The sequence below is a fragment of the Comamonas sp. Tr-654 genome, assembly GCF_011752915.1.
Taxonomy (GTDB): domain Bacteria; phylum Pseudomonadota; class Gammaproteobacteria; order Burkholderiales; family Burkholderiaceae_C; genus Comamonas.
In genome coordinates this window covers 1-22,753 of sequence record NZ_VWWQ01000004.1, presented here as the reverse complement: position 1 = coordinate 22,753, position 22,753 = coordinate 1, and the positions used below count along the sequence as shown (strand labels likewise).

Sequence of the window (22,753 nt, the reverse complement as noted above, 5' to 3'; positions counted from 1 at the left end):
ACTGACAGCACGCAAGAGCAGGGCCGCCGTGGCGACTACACTGCGGCCTTCCTTGTTTTTGCTGTACCCGGTCCGTGTCTGCTTCTGTCTTCCTTTCCCGTCGCTGCTGTCTGCATATCTCCTTTTCACTGCCCCTGGCACTGGGTTTGTCGGCCTGTGCTACGACCACCCCTGAACAAAGCCAGGACGAGCTGATCCAGCGCTTCTACCACCTGATTGCCGAAGGCGATTTCGACGCCTGCATGCGTTTGATCTCCGCACAAAACATCTCCAAGCAAGAGCTGGCAGGTTTCGATAAAAAGCTGCGCCGGATCATGGCCAGCGGCCAGGAGTTGATCAAGTCCCGAGGCGGCTTGCTCAAGGTCGAGGTGCTGGAGCGAACCGTGTCCCAGAAAGAACAGGTCACCAAGCTCAGGGTTCAGGTTCACTACCGCGATGGAAGCAGTCGCCGAGAGCGCATCAATCTGTTCCAGGAAGACGGCGTCTGGAAAGTGCAGCTGTGATTTCTCGGCGGCTGGCAACGGCCGCTGTAATGGTGCTGTCGGCCTGCTGTGCCGGCCTGGCTTTTGCAATGCCGCCGTTGCCGCCGCAGGCTGCGCCGGGCGATCTGATCTTTCGCCGGGGAACGGAAAACGTCAGCCACCTGGTGCAAGCCGTGGACCATGGAGACTTCAGCCATGTGGGCATGCTGGTGGGGCGGCCCGGTCAATGGCAGGTGTTGCATGCCACGCCGTCCGAGCGCCAGGGTCAGGCGGATGCCGTGGTGCTTGATTCGCTGGACTTTTTTCTGGACGCGCAGCGCGCTCAGGCTTATCGCCTGTATCAGGTCGCTGCCGACCCCGGCACGCGCGAGCGGGCTGTGGCTTGGGCCATGGCGCAGCAGGGCAAGCCGTTTAAGCTGCAGGGAGACACTGAGGATCTGTACTGCACCACGCTGGTCTGGCAGGCCTGGCAACAAGGCGGCATGGATCTTGGAGTGGTGTTCACCAAGGTGGAGCTGCCGATTCTCGGCGGGCGCTACCTTCTGCCCAGCACGCTGCTGCGCTCAACCCGTTTGCGCCCGCTGACGCCCTTGCTGTCCTTGCGCTAGACCCGTGTTCTACACGCCCAGATATTGCTGGCGCACGGCCTTGTCGACCACCAGTTCGGCCATGCTGGCTGTGTGCACGATCTGGCCTTTTTCCAGCACATAGGCACGGTCGGCCACGACCTCGGCAAACGGCAGGTTCTGCTCGCTGAGCAAGATGCCTATGCCCTGTGCCTTGAGTTCGAGAATCGTGCGCGCCATCTGCTCGACGATCAGCGGAGCAACCCCCTCGGAGGGCTCGTCCAGCAGCACTAGGCAGGGCTGGCCCATCAGCGTGCGGGCCACGCTCAGCATTTGCTGTTCGCCACCGCTCATGCGCCCGCCCAGACGGTCGGGCATCTCTCCCAGGTTGGGGAACAGCGCAAAAAGCCTTTCGGGCGTCCAGTGCGGCATGGCGGAGCCATCGGGCCATCGGCGAGGCTTTTGCTTGCCGACCTCGAGGTTTTCCAGCACCGTCAGCTCGGTAAAGATGCGGCGATCCTCGGGCACATAGCCCAGGCCACGCTGCGCGATCTGGTGCGAGGCTTTTTTCTCTATCGCCTCTCCCATGAAGCGGATACTTCCCTCGCGGTGCGGCACCAGGGCGGCAATGCTTTTGAGCGTGGTGGACTTGCCAGCGCCATTGCGACCCATCAGCGCTACGACTTCGCCGCGCCCCACGGCCAGAGATACCTGATGCAGGATATGGGCCGCGCCATACCAAGCATTGAGGTCCTGGACTTCAAGCAATTTTGGGCTCTTGCCCTTATCCATCAAGCGCTGGTTGCTATGCATTTGATTCATTGCTGTTTTTCAAGAACGAGGCCGGTACCGAGATAGGCCTGCTGCACGCGCGCGTCGTCGCGAATGGCTTGCGGTGTACCTTCTGCCAGCAACTGGCCGCGCACCAGCACAGCCACACGGTCGGCCTGACCGAAGACCACGTCCATGCTGTGTTCGGTAAACAGCACGCCCATGTGGCGCTGCTGCGCAAGCTGGCGGGTCAGCTGCATCAGCGCGACACGCTCGCCCGGGGCCATGCCGGCCGTGGGTTCGTCCATGAGCAGCAGCAGCGGATCATGGGCCAGCGCCATGGCCAGCTCCACTCGTTTCACATCGCCATAGGCCAGGGCGCTGCAGGGGCGATCGGCCTGTGCCGCCATGTCCACCTGCTCCAGCAGGGCCAATGCGTCGGAGCGCCGGTGGCTGGCGGCACGCGGCCACCAGCTGAAGATCCTGCGATCGGCCGACAGCAAAGCCATCTGCACGTTTTCCACCACGCTGAGCGAGGCAAAAGTCTGTGCAATCTGGAAGGTGCGTCCCACGCCCTTGCGCCAGATGGCGCGCGGCGGCAGGCCGGTGATGGACTGGCCATTGAGCAGAACCTGGCCGCTGTCGGGTGGCAACTGGCCGCCGACCATATTGAAGGTGGTGCTCTTGCCAGCGCCGTTGGGGCCGATGAGGGCCAGCAGCTCGCCCGCCTGAAGGTCGAATGAGACCTGCTGCACGGCCTTCACGCCGCCAAAGGCCTTGCTGACGTTCTGTACCTGCAGCAGGCTCATGTTCTTGCTCCTGCCTTGTTCCTGGCGCTCACACGCGACCACAGCAGTTGCGCATAGCCTGCAATACCCTGCGGTGCCAGCAGCACCAGAATCAGCATGGTCGCTCCCATCAACGCGCGCCAGTATTCGGTGTTGCGTGCCACGGTGTCGTGCAGCCAGGTGAAGGCTGCCGCCCCCACCAGGGGGCCGGCCAGCGTCTGCACGCCGCCCAGCAGCACCATGACCAGTGCATCCACCGATTTGGTGACCGACATGGCATCGGGCGCAACGCCGCCCTTGCTGAAGGCAAATAGCGCCCCGGCCAGGCCGGCAAACAGCCCGGCGATCACGAACGCCGTCCACTGCACGCGGCGCACGTCGATGCCGATTGCATCGGCCCGCAGAGCCGAGTCGCGAGATGCGCGCAGCGCATAGCCCAGAGGAGAAAACAGCAGGCGACGCAGCAGATAGATGCCCAGCGCGCAGATGCCCAGAGCCAGCCAGTAGAACGCCGGGCCCTGCGATGCCCATTCGGGGGGCCATACGCCAGTCAGGCCATTGCTGCCGCCCGTGAAGTCATCCCACTGAAAGACGATGGCCCAGCTGATCTGCGCAAACGCCAGGGTCAACATGGTCAGATAGACGCCCGACAGCCGCACGCAGAACCAGCCATAGAGCAGGGCGCCCGCAGCGGCGGCCAGGGGGCCGAGCAGCAGTGCGGCTTCCATGGGCAGATCCAGCATACGCACCAGCAGTGCAGCACCGTAGGCGCCGAGGCCAAAGTAGGCCGCGTGACCGAAGGAGTGCATGCCGCCAGGCCCGAGTATGAAGTGCAGACTGCTCGCAAACAGCGCGGCGACAAAGATATCGGCCAGCAGCACGGTGGCGTAGCTGCCGCCTTCGGTGGCACCTGCCGTCAGCGGCAGCAGCACCAGCGCGCTCAGCAGGCCCAGCCATGCGGCCGTTGCACCACGCCCTGAACGGCGCAGCGGCTGCTCTGGCTCGCCAGCGTTGCGTGCCAGTGCCTGGGGCTTGCCCAGCAGGCCCCAGGGTCGCCAGATCAGCACCACGGCCATGACCAGGAACTCCACCACCAGCGTGAGCTTGGAGAACGACAGCTCGAAGCCCGCGATCTCCTGCACGCCCAGCCAGATGCAGATCGCCTTGAGCTCTGCCACCAGCAACGCGGCCATGAAGGCGCCCGGTATGCTGCCCATGCCGCCGACCACCACCACCACAAACGCGGCGCCAATGGTGAGCATGTCCATCTCCAGACTGGCGGGCTCACGCGGCAGCTGCAGCGCGCCGCCCAGGCCTGCCAGCAGCGTACCCAGTGCGAAGACGGCGGTGAACAGCCAGGCCTGGTTCACGCCCAGGGCGCCTACCATTTCGCGGTCTTGCGTGGCGGCACGCACCAGGGTCCCAAAGCGGGTCTTGGTCAACAAAAGCGTCAGGCCCAAAAGTACGCAGGGGCCGACTGCTATCAAAAACAGATCGTAAGTGGGGAACTGGCGGCCCAAAAACTCCACCGAGCCTTCAAGTCCTGTGGCACGCGGGCCGAACAGTTCCTCGGGGCCCCACAGCCACAGCGCAGCATCCTTGATGACCAGTACCAGTGCAAACGTGGCCAGCAACTGGAATAGCTCGGGCGCCTTGTAGATGCGACGCAGAAGCAGTGTCTCAGTCAGGGCCCCGAGTGCGCCACAGGCCAGCGGAGCCAGCAGCAGCGCGGGCCAGAATCCGATATGGGGTGAGAGCCGGTCCACGCTGCTGTAGGCGATGAAGGCGCCCAGCATATAGAACGAGCCGTGGGCGAAGTTGATGGTGCGGGTGACACCAAAGATCAGCGACAGCCCGACCGAAACCAGAAACAGCGACGATGCGCTGGCCAGTCCGTTGAGCAACTGGGCCAGCAGGCCGGATGCACTCATGCTGCGTAGCTCCTGAAGCTCGACATAGTGTGTTCAGAGATGAAAAAGCCACCTGCTGCAGTGCAGGTGGCCAGGCATTTTCGCCGAAGCAAAATCAGTTCGCTGTCGCGGGACGCAGCTTCTTCACTTCCTCGTCCGTGGGCTGGTAGTTCTTGCCGTCGGCATAGCGGTAGTCGACCAGCACGCCGTGCCCCAGCTTCTCGTCATAGGCGGTCTTGCCGACATAGGCCCCCATGGTGGACTGGTTGTCTTGTGCGCGATAGGTGATGGGGCCGAAGGGCGTGGCGACTTCCAGGCCCCTGAAGGCCGCAATCAGTTTCTCGGTGTCGGGGTCGCCCTTGGTCTTGCGCAGGCCCGCAGCAATCGACTGGATGGCGTTGTAGCCCACGATGGTGCCCAGGCGCGGGTAGTCCTTGAACTTGGCCTGATAGGCCTTGAGGAAGGCTGCGTGCTCAGGGGTGTTGATGGAATACCAGGGGTAGCCGGTCACGGTCCAGCCTGTAGGCGCTTCCTTCTTGAGCGGGTCCAGGTACTCGGGCTCGGCCGTCAGCAGGCCCACGACTTCGCGGCCCTTGAACAAGCCGCGTGTATTGCCTTCGCGCACGAACTTGCCCAGGTCAGTGGCGAACAGCACGTTGAAGATGGCATCGGGCTTGGCATCAGCGAGTGCCTGCACGACGGAGCCGGCGTCGATCTTGCCGAGTGCCGGCGCTTGCTCGGCCACAAACTCGATGTCGGGCTGCCTGGCTTTCATCAGCGCCTTGAAGGTGGCAATCGCCGACTGCCCGTATTCGTAGTTGGGGTAGACGATGGCCCAGCGCTTCTTCTTGAGCTTGAGTGCTTCCTCCACCAGCATGGCGGTCTGCATATAGGTGGAGCCGCGCAGACGGTAGGTGTAGTGATTGCCGTCGGCCCAGACGATCTTGTCGGTCAGCGGCTCGGAGGCGAGGAAGAAGCGCTTTTTCTGCTTGGCATAGTCGGTCAGCGCCAGGCCCACATGCGAGAGAAAGCTGCCCGTGAGCACATCGATTTTTTCGCGCGTGTAGAGCTCTTCGGCGGCACGCACGGCATCGCCCGGCGTGGCGTTGTCGTCGCGCACGATGAGCTGCAGCTTCTTGCCGGCAATGCCGCCTGCGGCATTGACCTGCTCCACCGCCAGCTCCATGCCCTTTTTGTAGGGTTCCAGAAACGCGGGTTGAGCCTTGTAGCTGTTGATTTCGCCAATCTTGATCACGCCCTGTGCCCAGGCGGGCAGGGCGGCCAGTGTCAGCAGGGACAGGGACCAGCGCAGCTGCATCGTCATTCTCCTCGGTGCTAGGTGGCGACCACGGTTCGAGACACAGGGTCTCTGCCACCAATAATGCTCAATCTGAGCATTTATATAGACAAATAAAGCGCTTGTTCCAAGCGCGTGAGGGCTGATCCTAGAACAGCGTTTTCCCTGAGTCAAGAAGGGCGAGCCAGTTTTCCTGCGTTCGGGCGGTATCGGAGCGCTTCATTCTGCTTATCACTATTCGATCTCAAGACATTGGTGGGTGATTCCCCCGTTTCTGTGCAATTGCCGGACAATATAGGTCTTGTCCCGCTTGGCAACCGGCAGCCAACGCGCTAGCAGCCCTGACCTGCAGTGCCCCGCCACCGCCCAGCATTTGCCGCGCAGGTTTTCTGCTTAGAGTTTTTATTTCAGACGAATCATGAGTGCTTTTCTTGAAGAACGCGTGCTGTCCGTCCACCACTGGACCGACCGTCTTTTCTCCTTCACCACCACCCGCGACACATCGCTGCGCTTTTCCAACGGCCACTTCACCATGATCGGCCTGAAGGTGGATGGCAAGAACCTGCTGCGCGCTTACTCCATCGCCAGCCCCAACTATGAGGAGCATCTGGAGTTTCTGTCCATCAAGGTGCCCGAGGGCCCTCTGACTTCCAAGCTTCAGAACATCCAGGTGGGTGACACCATCATCGTGGGCAAGAAGCCTACAGGCACGTTGCTGATCGACTATCTGCTGCCCGGCAAGAATCTGTATCTGATCGGCACGGGCACGGGCCTGGCTCCCTGGCTGGCCGTGGCGCGCGACCCCGAGACCTATGAGCGTTTCGACAATGTGGTCGTCGTGCATGGCGTGCGTCAGGTGCAGGAGCTGGCTTATCAGGAGCTGTTCGAGAAGGAATTGCCCGAGCATGAATTCCTCGGCGATATCGTCAAGGGCAAGCTGCACTACTACCCCACCGTGACACGCGAACCCTTCCGCAACCAGGGCCGTATCTCGGCCCAGATCAACAACGGCACCTTCCCGCAGAATCTGGGTCTACCCGATCTGAATCCCGAGACCGATCGCGTCATGCTGTGCGGCAGCCCCGCCATGCTGTCCGAGCTCAAGGAGCTGCTGGAAAAGCGCGGCTTCAAGGAAGGCAACACCACTACGCCCGGCGACTTTGTCATCGAACGCGCTTTCGTGGAAAAGTAATTCCGGCTTGTCCCTGACAAAAGGCCTGCATCCGCAGGCCTTTTGCATTTCCGCTGAGGAGAAGATGGCGGAGAGCCCATGTATGGCCGCTGTTGTGCTTGACCTAGATGTTCTCCCCTGCGTTCTCGGGCAGGCGCTGCACATCCATGAGTGTGGTATTGGACTGCTTTCGCGAGACAAACGGGATGCCCAGTTGGACCTTGGACTTGCTGCAGGCCTTGGCCGTGGCGGCCGAGAACAGCAGGATGGCCGAGGTGAAGTAGAACCACATCAACACCACCACCAGCGAGCCGGCAGCTCCATAGGCCGAGACCACGGCGGCGGTGGACAGGTACCAGGCCAGGGCCTGCTTTCCGATGGTGAACAGGGCTGCTCCCGTCAATGAGCCCAGCAGCAGATATCTGGTGACGGGTTTGATGCCGGTACCCATGCGCATCAGACCCCAGAACAGTAGCACTGCAATGGCAAAGGACAGGCCCTCGTTGATCAGCCCCATCAGCGGACCCAGCGGTACAAGCTGCAGCTCGTCATTGGCCCATTTGGTGATCATCTGGATGGCGGTTGAAAGCACCATGGACACCAGCAGCAAAAAGCCCAGACCCACAACATAGCTCAGCCCCCACAGGCGCGAGATGGCCATGCTCCACCACGGCTTGTTTTCCTGCGGGCGCGACTCTTCACCCATGGACCAGAGCTTGTCCAGCGAAGCCTGCAGCTCCACAAACACGCCCGTGGCGCCCGAGAGCATCATCACCAGACCGAGCACGGAGGCGAGCGATCCCTGATTGGCATTCTGGGCGCTGGCCAGCGCGCTCTTGACGACCTGTGCCGCGCGCTCTCCGACCACACTCTGTATCTGGCTGATCAAGGTGCTTTCCACATAGCTGCGGTCCAGCCACCAGCCCAGCAGGCCCACGACGGCCAGCAATAGCGGCGCCAGACTCAGCATGCCGTAGAAAGACATGGCGGCACTCATGCGCAGACCATCGGCCTGCAACCAGAGCTGTACGGAATCAATGAGCGGTTGCAGAGGCTGGGTGATGCGTCGCAGCTTGTGCTGCCAGCCGGAGGTATCAAAAGCCATGTGTCGAATTCTGGTAGCGGAAACACGGAAGGCTTGTCAGCCTATGTCGGCTGGCATTGAGGATAGGCAAATATTTTGTAATTGCCGCCGGGGCTCTGGCAACTCTGCCATGGCGGTGGGCTTCAGCAGCTTCAGGTTCTCATCCTTTATCTACTGAGCGATGAATGCTCACTTTTTTGAAGATGAGCTCAATTGCGCTGGCTTCCTCCAGGAAAGCGCACCGGGGGTTGGGTTTTCTCTAGTCAACTACGCTTAGAGACCTTCTGTGTGTCGTAGTTCGATCCGGGTTTGCACCAGTCAAAGTGCAACTATTTAACTACAAAAAAATCCCTTTCGTTTCACGAAAGCTGGGGAGACGAGACACATTTCATGAAGACTTCCTTCACCACCGCTTCTCCTGCAGATCGCGTGCTTTGCCCTGTCTTGCGCGAACGCATCATGACGGCGGACCAGGCCGCCCGCCTGATTCAATCCGGCATGACCCTGGGCATGAGCGGCTTCACTCCCGCAGGCGCACCCAAGGCCGTGCCTCAGGCATTGGCACGCCGGATAGAAGCGCAGAACGCCGATGGCGGCAACTTCCGTATCAGCTTGTGGACGGGTGCTTCGACCTCTCCCGAACTCGATGGCGCACCGGCCAAGGTGCATGGCATCGAACGCCGACTGCCCTACCAGAGCGATCCCACGGTGCGCAAGGAGATCAACGAGGGCGGCATGCAGTATGTGGACATCCACCTCCCGCATGTGACGCAGCATGTGTGGTTCGGCTTCCTCGGTCATCTTGACGTGGCGGTGATCGAGGTGGCGGGAATCTTGCCGGACGGTCGCCTGATTCCATCGACCTCGGTGGGCAACAACAAGACCTGGCTGGAGGAAGCCGACAAGATCATTCTCGAAGTCAACAGCGCCCAGCCCGCCGAGCTCGAAGGCATGCACGACATTTACTATGGCGCGGCCGTGCCGCCCAGGCGAAAGCCCATACCCATGGAGCACCCGTTCGACCGTATTGGCGAGCCCTATCTGCATTGCGCCCCGAGCAAAGTGATTGCCGTGGTGCCCACAGCGCAGCGCGACAGGCTGGCAGCGTTCACGGCACCCGATGAGGGCTCCATGCGCATTGCAGAGAACATCATCGACTTTCTGCAGCACGAGGTGAAAGTGGGCCGCCTGCCGCCCGAGTTGCTACCGCTGCAGTCGGGCGTTGGCAATATCGCCAACGCCGTGCTGGCGGGGCTGAACAACGGCCCGTTCGACCACCTGAACGCCTATGCCGAGGTGCTGCAGGACGGCATGCTCGACATGCTGGAGTCGGGCAAGCTCGATACCGCATCGACCACCTCGCTGGCGCTGAGCCCTGCAGCCATGGAGCGCTTTCTGGCCAACATCGACTATTACCGCCAGCGCATCATGCTGCGCCCGCAGGAGATATCGAACCACCCCGAGCTGATCCGCCGCATGGGTTTGATTTCGATGAACGCGCTGATCGAGGCCGATATGTACGGCAACGTCAACAGCACGCATGTCATGGGCTCGTCCATCATGAACGGCATTGGCGGCAGCGGTGACTTTGCGCGCAACGCCTATCTGTCCATCTTCATGACGCCCTCCACGGCCAAGGGCGGAAAGATCAGCTGCATCGTGCCCATGGTCTCCCATGTCGATCACACCGAGCATGATGTGCAGGTCATCGTGACCGAGCAGGGTCTGGCCGATCTGCGCGGCCTGGCGCCGGTGCAGCGCGCACATCTGATCATCGAGAAATGCGTGCACCCCGACTACAAGGACGCGATGAGCGAGTATCTGGAGCGCGCGCTGCGCGATGCACAGGGCAAGCACACGCCGCATCTGCTGGATGAAGCCTATGCCTGGCATCAGCGCTATCTGAAGACGGGCTCCATGCAGGCTTGATCGCTTGCTGAAGCACCCATGAAAAACGCTGCCAAGGAATTGCTTGCACAAGCTGCTACAGCTTCAGAAGCATGTGCAGTGCGTGGCTTCAGGTCACCGGTGCCGGATTGAACAGCACCAGTGCGTTATGCAACTGCCAATGCTCGGCCCACGTCTTTTTGCGACCGCTGGCGACATCGAGCATCAGCCTGAACATTTCCCAGCCTATGTCTTCGATCGTGGCCTCGCCGTCGGCAATGCGTCCGGCGTTGATATCCATCAGATCGTGCCAGCGTCGCGCGAGGTCGCTGCGCGTGGCCACCTTGATCACCGGCACCTGTGCCAGACCGTAAGGCGTGCCGCGGCCCGTGGTAAAGACATGCAGGTTCATGCCGGCCGCCAGCTGCAGCGTGCCGCAGATGAAGTCGCTGGCCGGCGTGGCCGCATAGACCAGACCCTGGCTGATGCCACGATCGGCAAGCCGCTGACCCGGCGACAGCACGCCGGTGATGGGGGCCGTGCCGCTCTTGATGATGGAGCCCATGGCCTTTTCGACGATGTTCGACAATCCGCCTTTTTTATTGCCCGGCGTGGTGTTGGCGCTGCGGTCCACACGGCCCTTGTCCAGATAGGCGTCGTACCAGGCCATTTCCTCGATCATGGCTTCAGCCACTTCGGGGCTTGCGGCGCGCGAGGTGAGCTGGTCGATGCCGTCGCGCACCTCGGTTACCTCGCTGAACATCACGGTGGCGCCCGCACGCACCAGCAGGTCGGTACAGAAGCCCACGGCGGGGTTGGCGGTGACGCCGCTGAAGGCGTCGCTGCCCCCGCATTGCACGCCCACCACCAGGGCGCTGGCGGGCACGGTCTCGCGGCGGCGGGCGTCGAGGCGGCGCAGATGCTGCTCGGCCTGGCGCATGATGGAGTCGATCATGGACATAAAGCCCATATGGGCCTCGTCCTGCAGGCAGACCACATCGAGTGCTGGTTCACGCTCGTCGACGATGGGAAAGCTGCCCGGCGGCAGCAGGCGCTCGGGCTGCAGCTTTTCGCAGCCCAGGCTGACCACCATGACCTCGCCGCCGAAGTTCGGGTTGCGGCTGATGTTGCGCAGCGTGCGCTGCGGGATCTCGGCTCCCACGGCATCGATGGCCACGCCGCAGCCATAGCTGTGCTCCAGGCCCACCACGTCGTCGACGTTAGGGTATCGGGGCAGCAGCTCGGACTTGATGCGGCGCACCGCAAAGTCGAGCACCCCGGCCACGCATTGCACCGTGGTGGTGATGGCCAGGATGTTGCGCGTGCCCACCGTACCGTCCGCATTGCGGTAGCCCTCGAAGGTATAGCCTGCCAGCGGCTCCAGCACGGGCGGCTTGACGGTGGCAATGGGCAGGCCCTGCAGCGAGCGTGCCTCGGGCATCTGCAGCAAGCGTTCATGCACCCAGCTGCCGGCAGCAATGGGCTTGAGTGCATAGCCGATGATCACGTTGTAGCGGCGCACCTCACCGCCTTCGGGAATGTCCACCAGCGCCACCTTGTGCGCCTGTGGCACCTTGTCGAGCAGCGTGAGGCCGGACGGCAGCACGGTGCCCGCAGGCAGGCCGCCGTCGTTGGCAACAATGGCCACGTTGTCGGCCGGATGCATGCTGATGGAAAGCGGAAGTGGGGTACTCATGTCAATGTCTCAATTTTCTAGGTGCCTGTCGCAATCGGAGTGCAGCCCTCGCAGACTTCAGGTTCCCAACTCAGGAACGCCGAGCAAGAGCCGCCTTGCGGCGAAGGCGTTGTCCCCCTCCACGAAGTGAGAAGGGGGACGGCGCGAAGCGCCTCAGGGGGTCATTCAGCTTTTATTCCAGCAGACTTGATCACCTTGGCCCACTTGCTCACCTCGGCCTTCTGGTAGTCGGCTAGCTCGACGGTCGTCATGTTCGACGGCAGCATGCCGAAGTTCTTGAGGCGGGCCTGGACTTCGGGGGTGGCGACGATCTTCAGGATTTCGGCATGCAGGCGGTCCACGATGGGCTTGGGCGTGCCCGCAGGGGCGAAAACGGCCTGCCAGGAGCCCATGTCGAAACCCTTCTCGCCGGCTTCGGCGATCGTCGGTACATCGGGTAGCGATTCCAGGCGCTTGGAGCTGCTCACGGCGATGGGGCGTAGTTTGCCGGACTGGATGTGCGGGCCGACAACCAGGGCAGTGTCGAACATCATGTCCACCTGTCCGCCCATGACATCCTGCACGGCGGGACCGCTGCCCTTGTAGGGAACATGGGTGAACTTCACGCCGGTCTGGTATGCCAGCAGTTCCAGCGCCATGTGGTTGGAGGTGCCGTTGCCAGGAGAGGCCGAGGTCAGGCCGCCCGACGAGGCCTTGGCCTTGCTGCCGGCCAGCACGTCGGCCAGTGTCTTGTAGGGGCTGGACGCTGGCACTACCAGTACCAGAGGGCCGGAGCCGAGCATGGCGACGGGCGTGAAGGACTTGACGGGGTCATAGTCCAGCTTGGAGTACAGGCTGACATTGATGGCGTGCGAGCTGATGGTGCCCCCCAGAATGGTGTAGCCGTCGGCCGGGGCGCGTGCCGCCAGGGCCGAACCCACGCTGCCGCCGGCGCCGCCCTTGTTCTCGATGACCACGGGCGTGCCCAGGGCCTTGCTCAGCGGCTGCGCAATCACGCGCGCCAGGGTGTCGGTATTGCCGCCGGGGGGGAACGGAACCAGATAGGTGATGGGCTTGCCCGTGGGCCAATTGCCCTGTGCCAGGGCCGGTGCGGCGACAAGGGAGGTGCCCAGCAACAGGGCGCTGGCGGCGAGGGTGGATTGAAGCAGGGTGCGGCGTTGCATGATGATTGTCTCCGGTTGAAAAGCGTCTTTTTGCGCTGTGGAAAGGGGGGCGATCGAACCAGCTCGGCTTGGGCTGGATGTTTGCTCTTTGCGGTCTTTATGTGGAGGGGCTGGAGTTCAGAAGCGCGGTTGCTTGCCGGTGAATTCCGGGTCGTATTTGCGCATCTGGCCCAGGTCGTCACGGTTGCGGATGCCGCAATGCAGATAGTTGTCGTGCAGTCGGGCCAGGGCCTCGCGGTCCAGGGTCACGCCCAGGCCGGGCGTGGTGGGCACGCGCAGGCTACCCTGCTCGAACTGCAGGCGGCCGCCTTCGACGACCTCCTCGTCCTGCCATGGATAGTGGGTGTCACAGGCATAGGTCAGCAGGGGCACGCTGGCGCACAAATGAGTCATGGCCACCAGGCTCACGCCCAGATGGGAGTTGCTGTGCATGGACAGGCCCAGGTCGAAGGTGCGGCACAGCGTGGACAGGCGCTGTGTGGCGCGCAGGCCGCCCCAGTAATGGTGATCGCTGAGCACGATCTTCACGGGGCAGCCCATGTCGGCGTTGCGGCGGAACTCGGCAAAGTCCGTCACCACCATATTCGTGGCCAGGGGCACATCGCACTCGCGGGCCACGGCGGCCATGCCGTCCAGGCCCGGGGCCGGGTCCTCGTAGTACTCAAGCACGCCGCGCAACTGCTGCACGATCTTCAGGCTGGTCTCCACGGTCCAGTTGCCATTCGGGTCGATGCGAAGCGGTGTGCCGGGGAAGGCCTCGGCCAGCGCCAGGATGCCGGCAGCTTCCTGCTCGGGCGGCAGCGTGCCGGCCTTGAGCTTGATGCTCTGGAAACCGTATTGGTCGATCATGCGCCGGGCCTGGGCCACGAGCTGGGCCGGCGTCAGGGCTTCGCCCCAGGCGTCGGGTGCATAGGGCTGGCCCACATGCTCGGCGTATTTGTAGAACAGATAGGCCGAGTAGGGCACGCGGTCGCGTGCGGGTCCGCCCAGCAGGTCGACGATGGGAGCCTGGGCCATCTGGCCCTGCAGGTCCAGCATGGCGACTTCGAAAGCGCTGACCACCTTGGCCACGGTCTTGGAGACATGGGTGCCAGGGGCCAGCGAGACCTGCTGACCCAGAAATTCCGAGGTCGTGAGCTTGGGCGGAGTAACCAGGGCGGCGACACGGGCCTCCATTTCATTGAGGGCCCAGGGCGAAAGCCCGACCAGGGCCGGTGCGGCCTTGGCCAGAGCATCCAGCATGGGCTGGTCGCCATAGCTCTCGTTGATGCCGACCAGACCGGAAGCAGTCTCGATCTCGATGATGGAGCGCAACGCCCAGGGCTCGTGAATGCCGGCGGCGTTGAGCAGCGGCGGATCACGGAAGGCAATCGGCGTGATGCGGATGTGGCGGATCTGGTGAGAAGTGCTCATCTTGAGATGACTGATGCGGCGCAGGAGTTGCGGGCCGAGGTTGAAATAGGGAGTCTTTGTGGTATGTTGTCGTACAACTGAAAGCCATTATCATCAGGCTCATGAGTACTCAGACATCGGAATTACCCCAATCAACCCCGTCTTTGCCGCTGACGGAGGGGTACGCGCTGCGCAGCAAAACCAGCAAGGGCAGCCGCAGTCTGGCGAATCTGTTGTCCGAGGAGTTCGAGCACAAGATCCGCCAGGGCCTGCTGCATGAGGGGGACAAGCTGCCCACCGAGTCCGAACTCGTGCGCAGCTATGACGTCAGCCGCACCGTGGTGCGCGAGGCGCTGTCAAAATTGCAGGCTGCGGGTCTGGTCGAGACCCGCCATGGCATAGGCACGTTTGTGCTGCCCGCGCGCCAGAGCGCAAGCCCCATGCTCAGCGCGCGCGAGCTCAGCGAGTCCGTCGACGTGCTGGCTGTGCTGGAGCTGCGCATCAGTCTGGAGACCGAGGCAGCCGGTCTGGCTGCCCAGCGCCGCAGCGCAGCCCATCTGCAGGTCATGAGCGAGGCTCTGCAGGAGTTCGAGCATCATTTCGCCCTGGGGCACGACACCGTCGAGCATGATCTGGCCTTTCACCTGAGCATTGCGCAGGCCACAGGCAACCGGTATTTTCAGGACATCCTGCAGCATTTCGGAACGCTGCTGATTCCGCGCAATCGCATCGCCTCCATGCATACGCCGGCACGCGATCCCGACTATCTGCGTCGTGTGAACCGCGAGCACGAGGAGATCTATGCCGCCATCGTGCGCCAGGATGCCGATTCGGCCCGTGCCGCCATGCGCATCCATCTGACCAACTCGCGGGAGCGTTTGCGCCTGGCCCAGCGTCTGAGCCTGAGCGCCGAGTCCTGAGCCCGCCATGCCCAGGCACCTGGGCGGGCGCTTGATTGAAGAGGCTGACCGCAGCAACGGGCGACGGACTGCCCGCGGCATGCGGCGGGCGCTGTGGCTCCGCTGCGCCAAACATATGAAGGTGCTTTAAAAATAATAGCTTGAAGCGCTCTTCAGTATTGAGTTTGAAGCATATTCAATGGATGAAAGTGGCACACGCTGAAGCCTGATCAACAGCGGTGACCCGTGCTTACCCTTAGAAAAAATGTCTTGGTGTTCAAAAAAACCTAGTTGTATGATGACTGATCACAACAAGGAGACATTTCACCATGGTCCGACGCTCGCACTTTCTGCGCTCTCTGCTGGCCCTGGCGGCCGGCGGTTTGCTGTCGTCCACATTGCTGGCTGCCGATGCCTGGCCCAGCAAGCCCATCCGCCTTGTCGTTCCCTATCCGCCCGGCGGCAGCTCCGACATCATTGCGCGCTCCATCGGGCAACTGATCTCCCAGGAGCTCAAGCAGACCGTGGTGATCGACAACAAGCCCGGCGCCAATGGCAATCTGGGCGCTGAATTCGTCGCCCGCGCGCCGGCCGACGGTTACACCTGGCTGCTCTGCGATCTCGGCGCACTGGCCATCTCTCCCTCGATCTATACCAAGCTCAGCTTCGATCCGTCCAAGGCACTGCGCGGTGCGGCCATGCTGGCCTATTCGCCCCATATGCTGGTGGTGCACCCCTCCGTCCAGGCCAGCAATCTCAAGGAGCTGGTGGAGCTGTCCAAGAAGCAGGACCTGAACTTTGCCGTTACCGCATCGGGCAGTGCTCCCCATCTGGCCGGCGTGGAGCTGGCCCGCATCACCGGCGCCAAGTGGGTGTATGTGCCCTACAAGGGCGGCGTGCAGTCGGTGCAGGACACGGTGGCTGGCCAGACCCAGGTGCTGATGAACGGCATGCTGGCCACCTATCCGCATGTGCAAAGCGGCAAGCTCAAGCTGCTGGGCATCTCCAAGAACACCCGCATGCCCCTGATTGCCGATGTGCCGACGCTGGCAGAGCAGGGCGCACAGGGTTTTGCCTCGGGCACCTGGCAGGGCGTGGTGCTGCCCGCCAAGACGCCTGAAGCCGTGGTGCAGCGTGTGAACCAGGTGCTGCTCGGTGCCATCCGCTCCACCGAGGTCCGCTCCCGGCTGACAGGTCAGGGTGCCGAGGTCGTCACGATGACGCCCGCCGAAACCGACAAATTCTTCAACGCCGAACGCGCGCGCTGGCGCGCCGTGGTGCAAGCCGCCCAACTGCAGCTGGATTGAGCTGCCAGATCTTTTTTGCCCCCTCTATTCAAGGATTACCATGACACCCCAAGACCTCAAAGACGTGATGAGCTCCGGCCTGCTGTCCTTCCCCGTGACGGACTTCGACGCCCAGGGCAACTTCAATGCCAAGGGTTATGCCGCGCGCCTTGAATGGCTGGCTCCCTACGGCGCCAGTGCGCTGTTCGCGGCCGGCGGCACGGGCGAATACTTCTCGCTGTATGGCGAGGAATACGGCCAGATCATCAAGACCGCCGTGGATACCTGCCGCGGCAAGGTGCCAATCATTGCCGGCGCCGGCGGCCCCACCCGCACTGCCATTGCCCATGCCCAGGAAGCCGAGCGCCTGGGCGCCCACGGCATCCTGCTGCTGCCCCACTACCTGACCGAAGCCGGCCAGGAAGGCCTGATCGCCCATGTTGAGCAGGTCTGCAAGAGCGTGAAGTTCGGCGTCATCGTCTACAACCGCGACCGCACCCGCTTCACGCCCGAATCCCTGGCCATCCTGGCCGAGCGCTGCCCCAATCTGGTGGGCTTCAAGGACGGCATGGGCAATATCGAAACCATGTCCTCCATCTTCATGAAGATGGGCGACCGCTTCGCCTACCTGGGCGGCCTGCCCACGGCCGAGGTCTATGCCGCGGCCTACAAGGCTCTGGGAACGCCCGTGTACTCGTCCGCCGTCTTCAACTTCATCCCCAAGACGGCGATGGCGTTCTACGAAGCCGTGCGCACCGACGACATGGCCACGCAGCACAAGCTGCTCAAGGAATTCTTCATGCCCTACCTGAAGATCCGCAACCGTGTCGAAGGCTACGGCGTGAGCATCATCAAGGCCGGCGCCAAGCTGGTCGGCCACGATGCCGGTCCCGTGCGCGCTCCCCTGACCGACCTCAAGCCTGCCGAGCTGGAGGAGCTCAAGGTCCTGATCGACAAGCTCGGCCCCCAGTAAGACCCGATGCAGGGGTCAGGCCAAGAACCGGGCCCCGCGTCTTCAGGAGACAAAGCATGAAAAAGATACTGATCACGCTGGGTGCCACCCTGGCCCTGGCCGCCCAGGCGGCCGGCAACTTTCCCGACCGGCCCGTCAACATCATCGTGCCGTTCCCGGCCGGCGGCTCCACCGACACCGTGGCGCGTGCGGTGGCCCTGAGCATGGCCGAGCAACTGGGCAAGCCCTTTGTCGTGGAAAACCGCCCTGGTGCCACGGGCACCATCGGTGCGGGAGCCGTCAAGCGTGCAGCGGCCGACGGCTACACCTTGCTGGTGGCCTCGCTGGGCCCTTTTGTGGTCACCCCACATATGGTCAAGAACGTGCCCTATGACGCCAGCAAGGATTTCGACTACATCACCATCCCCGTGCAGGCGCCCAATGTGCTCGTTGCCAGCCCGACGCAAAAGGCCCGCAGCGTGAGCGAGGTGATTGCCGCGCTCAAGGCCAATCCCGGCAAGATCAGTTTTGCAAGCTCAGGCAATGGCTCTTCGGACCATCTGTCGGCCGAGCTGTTCTGGCAGCAAACGGGTACTGAAGCAGTGCATGTGCCCTACAAGGGCGGAGCACCGGCCATCACCGATCTGCTGGGCGGACAGGTGGATTTCTCCTTCCAGAACGTCAATGCCGTGCTGCCCCATCTGCGTAGCGGAAAGCTGCGTGCCATTGCCGTGACCGGCAGCCAGCGTTCGCCCGTGCTGCCCGACGTTCCCACACTGGCCGAGTCCGGCGTCAAGGGTGCCGAGGTCTACTCCTGGCAAGGCATGGCCGCGCCCAAGGGCTTGCCGGCCGATGTCAAGGCCAGACTGGCCAAGGCTGCCATTGTCGCCGTGCAGCAACCCGACATCCGCAAGCGCTTTGTGGAGCAGGGGCTGGAAATCGTGGGCAACACGCCCGAGGAATTCACGCGCTTTCAGGCCCAGGAGAACGAGCGCTGGAAGCAGCTGATCCAGAGCCGCAAGATCACCGCCGACTGAAGGCGGTCCGTCGCCGACGGGCGCTCTGCGCCTACCGGCTTTTCCTGCCGCGAACCGCGGCCCATGCACCCACAAAACCGATAACGGAGACAAGGCATGCGACACCCTTCCCGCCGATTGCTGCTCACACTGATCTTGGCCGGACTGTCCTGCGCCGCCAGCGCACAACAGTCCGGCAAGCCCCTGACCCTGGTCGTTCCATTCGCGCCCGGTGGCGGCAGCGACACCAGTGCCCGCCTGCTCAGCCAGGCCCTGGCCAGCCGCCTGGGACAGACCGTGGTCATCGAGAACAAGCCCGGCGCTGCGGGGGTGATCGGTGCCGACCAGGTGGCCCGAGCGCCGGCCGACGGCAATACCATCCTGCTGGGCAATATCGGCACCCAGTCCATCAATCCCATCCTCTACAAGAAGCTGCCCTACGACGCCAAGACGGCTTTCGCCCCCGTCAGCCTGGTCGCCGAGCTGCCCCAGGTGCTGCTGGTGCATCCCGGCGTACAGGCCAAGGACGTGGCCGGCCTGATCGCCCTGCTCAAGGCCCAGCCAGGCAAGTTCAGCTACAGCACCTCGGGCCCGGGCGGCTCCATGCACCTGGCCGGCGAGATGTTCAAGAGCGCCACCCAGACCGATATCCAGCATGTGGCCTATCGAGGTGGCGGGCCGGCCATCGTGGACCTGCTGTCCGGCCACGTGCAGATCACGTTTGCCACCGTGCTCGAAAGTCTGGGTCACATCAAGGCCGGAAAGCTCCGCGCCCTGGCCGTGACTGGTGACAAGCGTGTACCGGCACTGCCCGATGTGCCCACGGTGGCCGAGACCGTGCCAGGCTTCAAGTCCATCTCCTGGGTGGGCGTGCTGGCTCCGGCCAAGACGCCGCAGGCCACCATCGACCGTCTGGCAGCGGCCATCCGCGATACCGTGGCCCAGCCCGACATCGCCCAGCGGCTCAATGAACAGGGCGCCGTCGCCAGGACCACCACACCCCGGCAGTTCGCCGCGCTGATCGAGTCCGACTACACGACCTACGCCCAGCTCATTGCCGAAAAGGGGATCAAGGCCGAATAAGCTTTAAACCCCTGGCGGCCCGTACAAGCGGGCCGCTTTCTCCCCCTGGAGGCTGCGGCCTCCACCATTGACCAAAGCAAGGAATTCCCGGCATGGCGACCACCCGACCACGCGTTCTTCAATACGGCAAGATGCCGCTGACCCAGCTTGATGCCGAACTGGCTCAGGCCTATGAGGTGAGCATCCTCTCCGAGCAGCCCGATCCCGAGCGCTTTCTTGCCGAGCATGGCGGACAGTTCGAATATGCGGTCACCTCAGCCGCCATGGGCCTGCCTGCGGGCGTGGTCGACGCCCTGCCCAATCTCAAGTTCGTGAGCAGCTTCGGCGTGGGCTTCGACGCCCTCGACAAGGACGCCCTGCTGCGCCGTGGCGCACGTGTGGGCTACACGCCCGGCGTGCTCGACGACTGCGTGGCCGATCTGGCCTTTGCCCTGCTGCTGGATGCCACGCGCGGCCTGAGCGAGTCCGACCGTTTCGTGCGCCGAGGCGACTGGAGCAAGAGCCGCTTCGGCATCCGCACCCGCGCCAGCGGCAAGCGCCTGGGCATCTTCGGCATGGGCCGCATCGGCTCCACCGTGGCGCGCCGCGCCTCGGGCTTCGACATGGAAGTGGCCTACCACAACCGTCGCCCCGTCGAAGGCTCGCCCCACCAGTACCTGCCCTCGCTGCTGGAGCTGGCGCGCTGGGCCGACATCCTGGTCATCACCGCAGCCGGCGGTGAAGGCACGCGCCACCTGGTGAATGCCGAGGTGCTGGCGGCCCTGGGCCCGCAAGGTTTCCTGGTCAATGTGGCCCGCGGCAGCGTGGTCGACGAAGCTGCCCTGGCCGATGCCCTGGAGAACAAGCACATCGCCGGCGCCGGCCTGGACGTGTTCGAGGATGAGCCCCGCCCCCTGCCCGCCCTGCTGGCCCTGGACAACGTGGTGCTGGCCCCCCACATCGCCAGCGGCACCCACGAAACCCGCCGCGCCATGGCCGACCTGGTGCTGCACAACCTGCAGCAGTTCATCGCCACGGGCCGTCCCGCGGCCGAAGTGCCCTGGTCCGCCGCGCAGTGATCGCCCTGTGATCCCCCTTTTCCTCCGCGTCTGTTGAAGAGCCTTCCTATGTCCACTACCCCGACCATTACCGCCATTGAAGTCATTCCCGTCGCCGGCCGCGACGGCATGCTCATGAACCTCAGCGGCGCCCATGCGCCCTACTTCACCCGCAACATCGTGCTGGTGCACGACAGCGCGGGCCATACGGGGGTGGGCGAGGTACCGGGCGGCGAAGGCATCCGCCAGGCGCTGGAGGACAGCAAGCAGGTGCTGATCGGCCGCTCCATCGGCCAGCACCTGCAGCTGCTGCAAGAGGTGCAGAAATCCCTGGAAGGCCGTGACACCGGCGGCCGTGGCCTGCAGACCTTTGACCTGCGCATCGGCGTACACGCCGTGACCGCCATCGAATCTGCCCTGCTGGACCTGATGGGCCAGCACCTGGGCGTGCCCGTGGCCGCACTGCTGGGCGAAGGCCAGCAGCGCGAGCGCGTGGAAATGCTGGGCTACCTGTTCTTCGTGGGCCCCAGCGACAAGACCGGCATGGACTACGTCAAGGCCGGCGAAGACAAGCTGGGCACGGACGACTGGACCCAAGTGCGCCACATGACGGCCATGACACCCGAGACCATCGTGCGCCAGGCCGAAGCCGCTTATGCCCGCTACGGTTTCAACGACTTCAAGCTCAAGGGCGGCGTGCTGGCCGGCGAGCAGGAGGTTGAGGCCGTGACGGCCCTGGCGAAACGCTTCCCCGAGGCCCGCGTCACCTTGGACCCCAACGGCGGCTGGTTGCTCAAGGATGCCATTCGCCTCATGCGCGACATGCGCGGCGTGCTGGCCTATGCCGAGGACCCCTGCGGCGCCGAAGGCGGCTTCTCGGGCCGTGAAGTCATGGCTGAATTCCGCCGCGCCACGGGGCTGCCCACGGCCACCAACATGGTCGCCACCGACTGGCGCCAGATGGTGCACGCCTTGTCGCTGCAGTCCGTGGACATCCCCCTGGCCGACCCCCATTTCTGGACCATGGCCGGCTCGGTGCGCGTGGGCCAGACCTGCCGCGACTGGGGCCTGACCTGGGGTTCGCACTCCAACAACCACTTCGACATCTCGCTGGCCATGTTCACCCACGTGGCCGCCGCCGTGCCCGGCAAGGTCACCGCCATCGACACGCACTGGATCTGGCAGGACGGCCAGTACCTCACGCAGAACCCGCTGCAGATCAAGGGCGGCTTTGTGGAAGTGCCCAAGACCCCCGGCCTGGGCGTGACCGTGGACCGCGAAGCCCTCAAGCGCGCCAACGCCCTGTACCTGGAACACGGCCTGGGCGCCCGCGACGATGCCATCGCCATGCAGCACCTGATCCCCGGCTGGAAGTTCGACAACAAACGGCCTTGCATGGTGAGGTGATGCTCCCCCTGAGGCGCTACGCGCCTTCCCCCTCTCTCGCTGTGCGGGAGGGGGACGACACCTTCGGTGCGGGGCGGCGCGGCCGGCTTAGGCCCTTCCTCGGTGTCCATCGCTTTGGGCCGCGCCTGCTTCAAATGCAGCGCCCAACTAGCTCACCCTCTTTTATCGAATCTCTCTTTTGGAGCATTTCATGTCCCGCTACGACAACCTCATCAACGGCCAATGGACGGCCGCCACCACCTACAGCCCCAACACCAACCCCAGCGACCTGTCCGATGTGATCGGCGAGTACGCCCAGGGCGGTGCATCCGACGTGCAGGCCGCCGTGGCTGCCGCCACGGCCGCGTTTCCCGCCTGGTCCACCTCGGGCATCCAGGCGCGCTCCGACGCTCTGGACAAGATCGGCACGGAAATCCTGGCGCGTAAGGCCGAGCTCGGCGAGCTGCTGGCCCGCGAAGAAGGCAAGACCCTGCCCGAAGCCATTGGCGAAGTCGGCCGCGCCGGCCAGATCTTCAAGTTCTTTGCCGGTGAATGCCTGCGCCTGAGCGGCGAGACCGTGCCTTCGGTGCGCCCCGGCATCGGCGTGGAAATCACGCGCGAGCCCATCGGGGTGGTCGGCCTGATCACGCCCTGGAACTTCCCCATCGCCATCCCGGCCTGGAAGATCGCTCCGGCCCTGGCTTTCGGCAACTGCGTGGTGCTCAAGCCCGCTGATCTGGTGCCCGGCAGCGCCTGGGCTCTGGCCGACATCATCCACCGCAGCGGCATCCCCGCCGGTGTGTTCAACCTGGTCATGGGCCGCGGCCGTGTGATCGGTGAAGCCCTGGTCAACCACGCCGACGTGGCAGCCATCAGCTTCACGGGCT

General features: G+C 63.6%; 20 protein-coding genes. 12 read left to right on the top strand and 8 right to left on the bottom strand.

All coding sequences use genetic code 11. The annotated features are described in order from the left end of the window. The first annotated feature begins 74 nt into the window (after positions 1-74). Complete coding sequence (locus tag F3J24_RS13440) at positions 75-503, top strand: DUF4878 domain-containing protein (RefSeq protein ID WP_167007091.1); 429 nt, start codon at positions 75-77, stop codon at positions 501-503. A 68-nt stretch (positions 504-571) separates the two neighbouring features. Continuing rightward, a complete protein-coding gene (locus F3J24_RS13435) occupies positions 572-1,090 on the top strand; it encodes a YiiX/YebB-like N1pC/P60 family cysteine hydrolase (protein WP_240154331.1) in 519 nt (172 codons plus the stop codon). A 9-nt stretch (positions 1,091-1,099) separates the two neighbouring features. Here the strand turns inward: F3J24_RS13435 and F3J24_RS13430 are convergent, their stop codons facing one another. The 4 genes from F3J24_RS13430 to F3J24_RS13415 all read right to left on the bottom strand — a co-directional run bounded on the left by F3J24_RS13430 (position 1,100) and on the right by F3J24_RS13415 (position 5,835). Continuing rightward, positions 1,100-1,870 (bottom strand): ABC transporter ATP-binding protein, encoded by a 771-nt coding sequence (locus tag F3J24_RS13430; RefSeq protein WP_167007084.1) that lies wholly within the window; start codon positions 1,868-1,870, stop codon positions 1,100-1,102. After that, positions 1,867-2,628, bottom strand: a complete 762-nt coding sequence (locus F3J24_RS13425; protein WP_167007081.1) for an ABC transporter ATP-binding protein — start codon at positions 2,626-2,628, stop codon at positions 1,867-1,869. The genes F3J24_RS13430 and F3J24_RS13425 overlap by 4 nt, the downstream gene beginning before the upstream one ends. After that, on the bottom strand, positions 2,625-4,538 hold the full coding sequence (locus F3J24_RS13420; protein WP_167007078.1) for an ABC transporter permease: 1,914 nt from the start codon (positions 4,536-4,538) through the stop codon (positions 2,625-2,627). Before F3J24_RS13420 ends, F3J24_RS13425 begins: the two co-directional genes overlap by 4 nt. A gap of 94 nt (positions 4,539-4,632) precedes the next feature. Next, on the bottom strand, positions 4,633-5,835 hold the full coding sequence (locus F3J24_RS13415; protein ID WP_167007075.1) for an ABC transporter substrate-binding protein: 1,203 nt from the start codon (positions 5,833-5,835) through the stop codon (positions 4,633-4,635). Between the two features lie 397 nt (positions 5,836-6,232). On the opposite strand from F3J24_RS13415, the gene F3J24_RS13410 reads away from it, so the two are divergent. Then, positions 6,233-7,006, top strand: coding sequence for a ferredoxin--NADP reductase (locus tag F3J24_RS13410; protein ID WP_003059561.1), 774 nt, complete (start codon positions 6,233-6,235; stop codon positions 7,004-7,006). Positions 7,007-7,109: 103 nt separating this feature from the next. On the opposite strand, the gene F3J24_RS13405 is transcribed toward F3J24_RS13410, so the two are convergent. Beyond that, positions 7,110-8,090 carry a YihY/virulence factor BrkB family protein gene (locus F3J24_RS13405; RefSeq protein WP_167007072.1) on the bottom strand — a complete coding sequence of 327 codons (981 nt, stop codon included), beginning with the start codon at positions 8,088-8,090 and terminating at the stop codon, positions 7,110-7,112. Between the two features lie 369 nt (positions 8,091-8,459). On the opposite strand from F3J24_RS13405, the gene F3J24_RS13400 reads away from it, so the two are divergent. Beyond that, entirely contained in the window at positions 8,460-9,998 is a 1,539-nt protein-coding gene (locus F3J24_RS13400) for an acetyl-CoA hydrolase/transferase family protein (RefSeq protein WP_167007069.1), read from the top strand. 88 nt (positions 9,999-10,086) lie between these two features. Here the strand turns inward: F3J24_RS13400 and garD are convergent, their stop codons facing one another. From garD to F3J24_RS13385, 3 genes are all read right to left on the bottom strand, one after another. Continuing rightward, positions 10,087-11,652, bottom strand: coding sequence for a galactarate dehydratase (garD, locus tag F3J24_RS13395; RefSeq protein WP_167007066.1), 1,566 nt, complete (start codon positions 11,650-11,652; stop codon positions 10,087-10,089). A gap of 161 nt (positions 11,653-11,813) precedes the next feature. Beyond that, the gene (locus tag F3J24_RS13390) at positions 11,814-12,815 is read right to left on the bottom strand and encodes a tripartite tricarboxylate transporter substrate binding protein (protein WP_167007063.1); all 1,002 of its coding nucleotides are present in this window, start codon (positions 12,813-12,815) and stop codon (positions 11,814-11,816) included. Positions 12,816-12,932: 117 nt separating this feature from the next. Then, positions 12,933-14,228: a glucarate dehydratase family protein gene (locus F3J24_RS13385; RefSeq protein ID WP_167007060.1), complete on the bottom strand. Its 1,296-nt coding sequence runs from the start codon at positions 14,226-14,228 to the stop codon at positions 12,933-12,935. A 143-nt stretch (positions 14,229-14,371) separates the two neighbouring features. On the opposite strand from F3J24_RS13385, the gene F3J24_RS13380 reads away from it, so the two are divergent. From F3J24_RS13380 to F3J24_RS13345, 8 genes are all read left to right on the top strand, one after another. After that, positions 14,372-15,127 (top strand): FadR/GntR family transcriptional regulator, encoded by a 756-nt coding sequence (locus F3J24_RS13380; protein WP_167008198.1) that lies wholly within the window; start codon positions 14,372-14,374, stop codon positions 15,125-15,127. Positions 15,128-15,435: 308 nt separating this feature from the next. Then, complete coding sequence (locus tag F3J24_RS13375) at positions 15,436-16,413, top strand: tripartite tricarboxylate transporter substrate binding protein (protein WP_003059547.1); 978 nt, start codon at positions 15,436-15,438, stop codon at positions 16,411-16,413. 40 nt (positions 16,414-16,453) lie between these two features. Continuing rightward, entirely contained in the window at positions 16,454-17,365 is a 912-nt protein-coding gene (gene kdgD, locus F3J24_RS13370; RefSeq protein ID WP_167007057.1) for a 5-dehydro-4-deoxyglucarate dehydratase, read from the top strand. A gap of 56 nt (positions 17,366-17,421) precedes the next feature. Continuing rightward, the gene (locus F3J24_RS13365; RefSeq protein WP_167007054.1) at positions 17,422-18,381 is read left to right on the top strand and encodes a tripartite tricarboxylate transporter substrate binding protein; all 960 of its coding nucleotides are present in this window, start codon (positions 17,422-17,424) and stop codon (positions 18,379-18,381) included. A 96-nt stretch (positions 18,382-18,477) separates the two neighbouring features. Next, entirely contained in the window at positions 18,478-19,443 is a 966-nt protein-coding gene (locus tag F3J24_RS13360) for a tripartite tricarboxylate transporter substrate binding protein (RefSeq protein ID WP_240154330.1), read from the top strand. Positions 19,444-19,535: 92 nt separating this feature from the next. Continuing rightward, positions 19,536-20,501, top strand: coding sequence for a 2-hydroxyacid dehydrogenase (locus tag F3J24_RS13355; RefSeq protein ID WP_167007051.1), 966 nt, complete (start codon positions 19,536-19,538; stop codon positions 20,499-20,501). A 48-nt stretch (positions 20,502-20,549) separates the two neighbouring features. Continuing rightward, on the top strand, positions 20,550-21,887 hold the full coding sequence (locus tag F3J24_RS13350; protein WP_167007048.1) for an enolase C-terminal domain-like protein: 1,338 nt from the start codon (positions 20,550-20,552) through the stop codon (positions 21,885-21,887). A 190-nt stretch (positions 21,888-22,077) separates the two neighbouring features. After that, positions 22,078-22,753 (top strand): aldehyde dehydrogenase family protein (locus tag F3J24_RS13345; protein ID WP_167007044.1); only part of this gene is annotated, 676 nt, incomplete at its 3' end.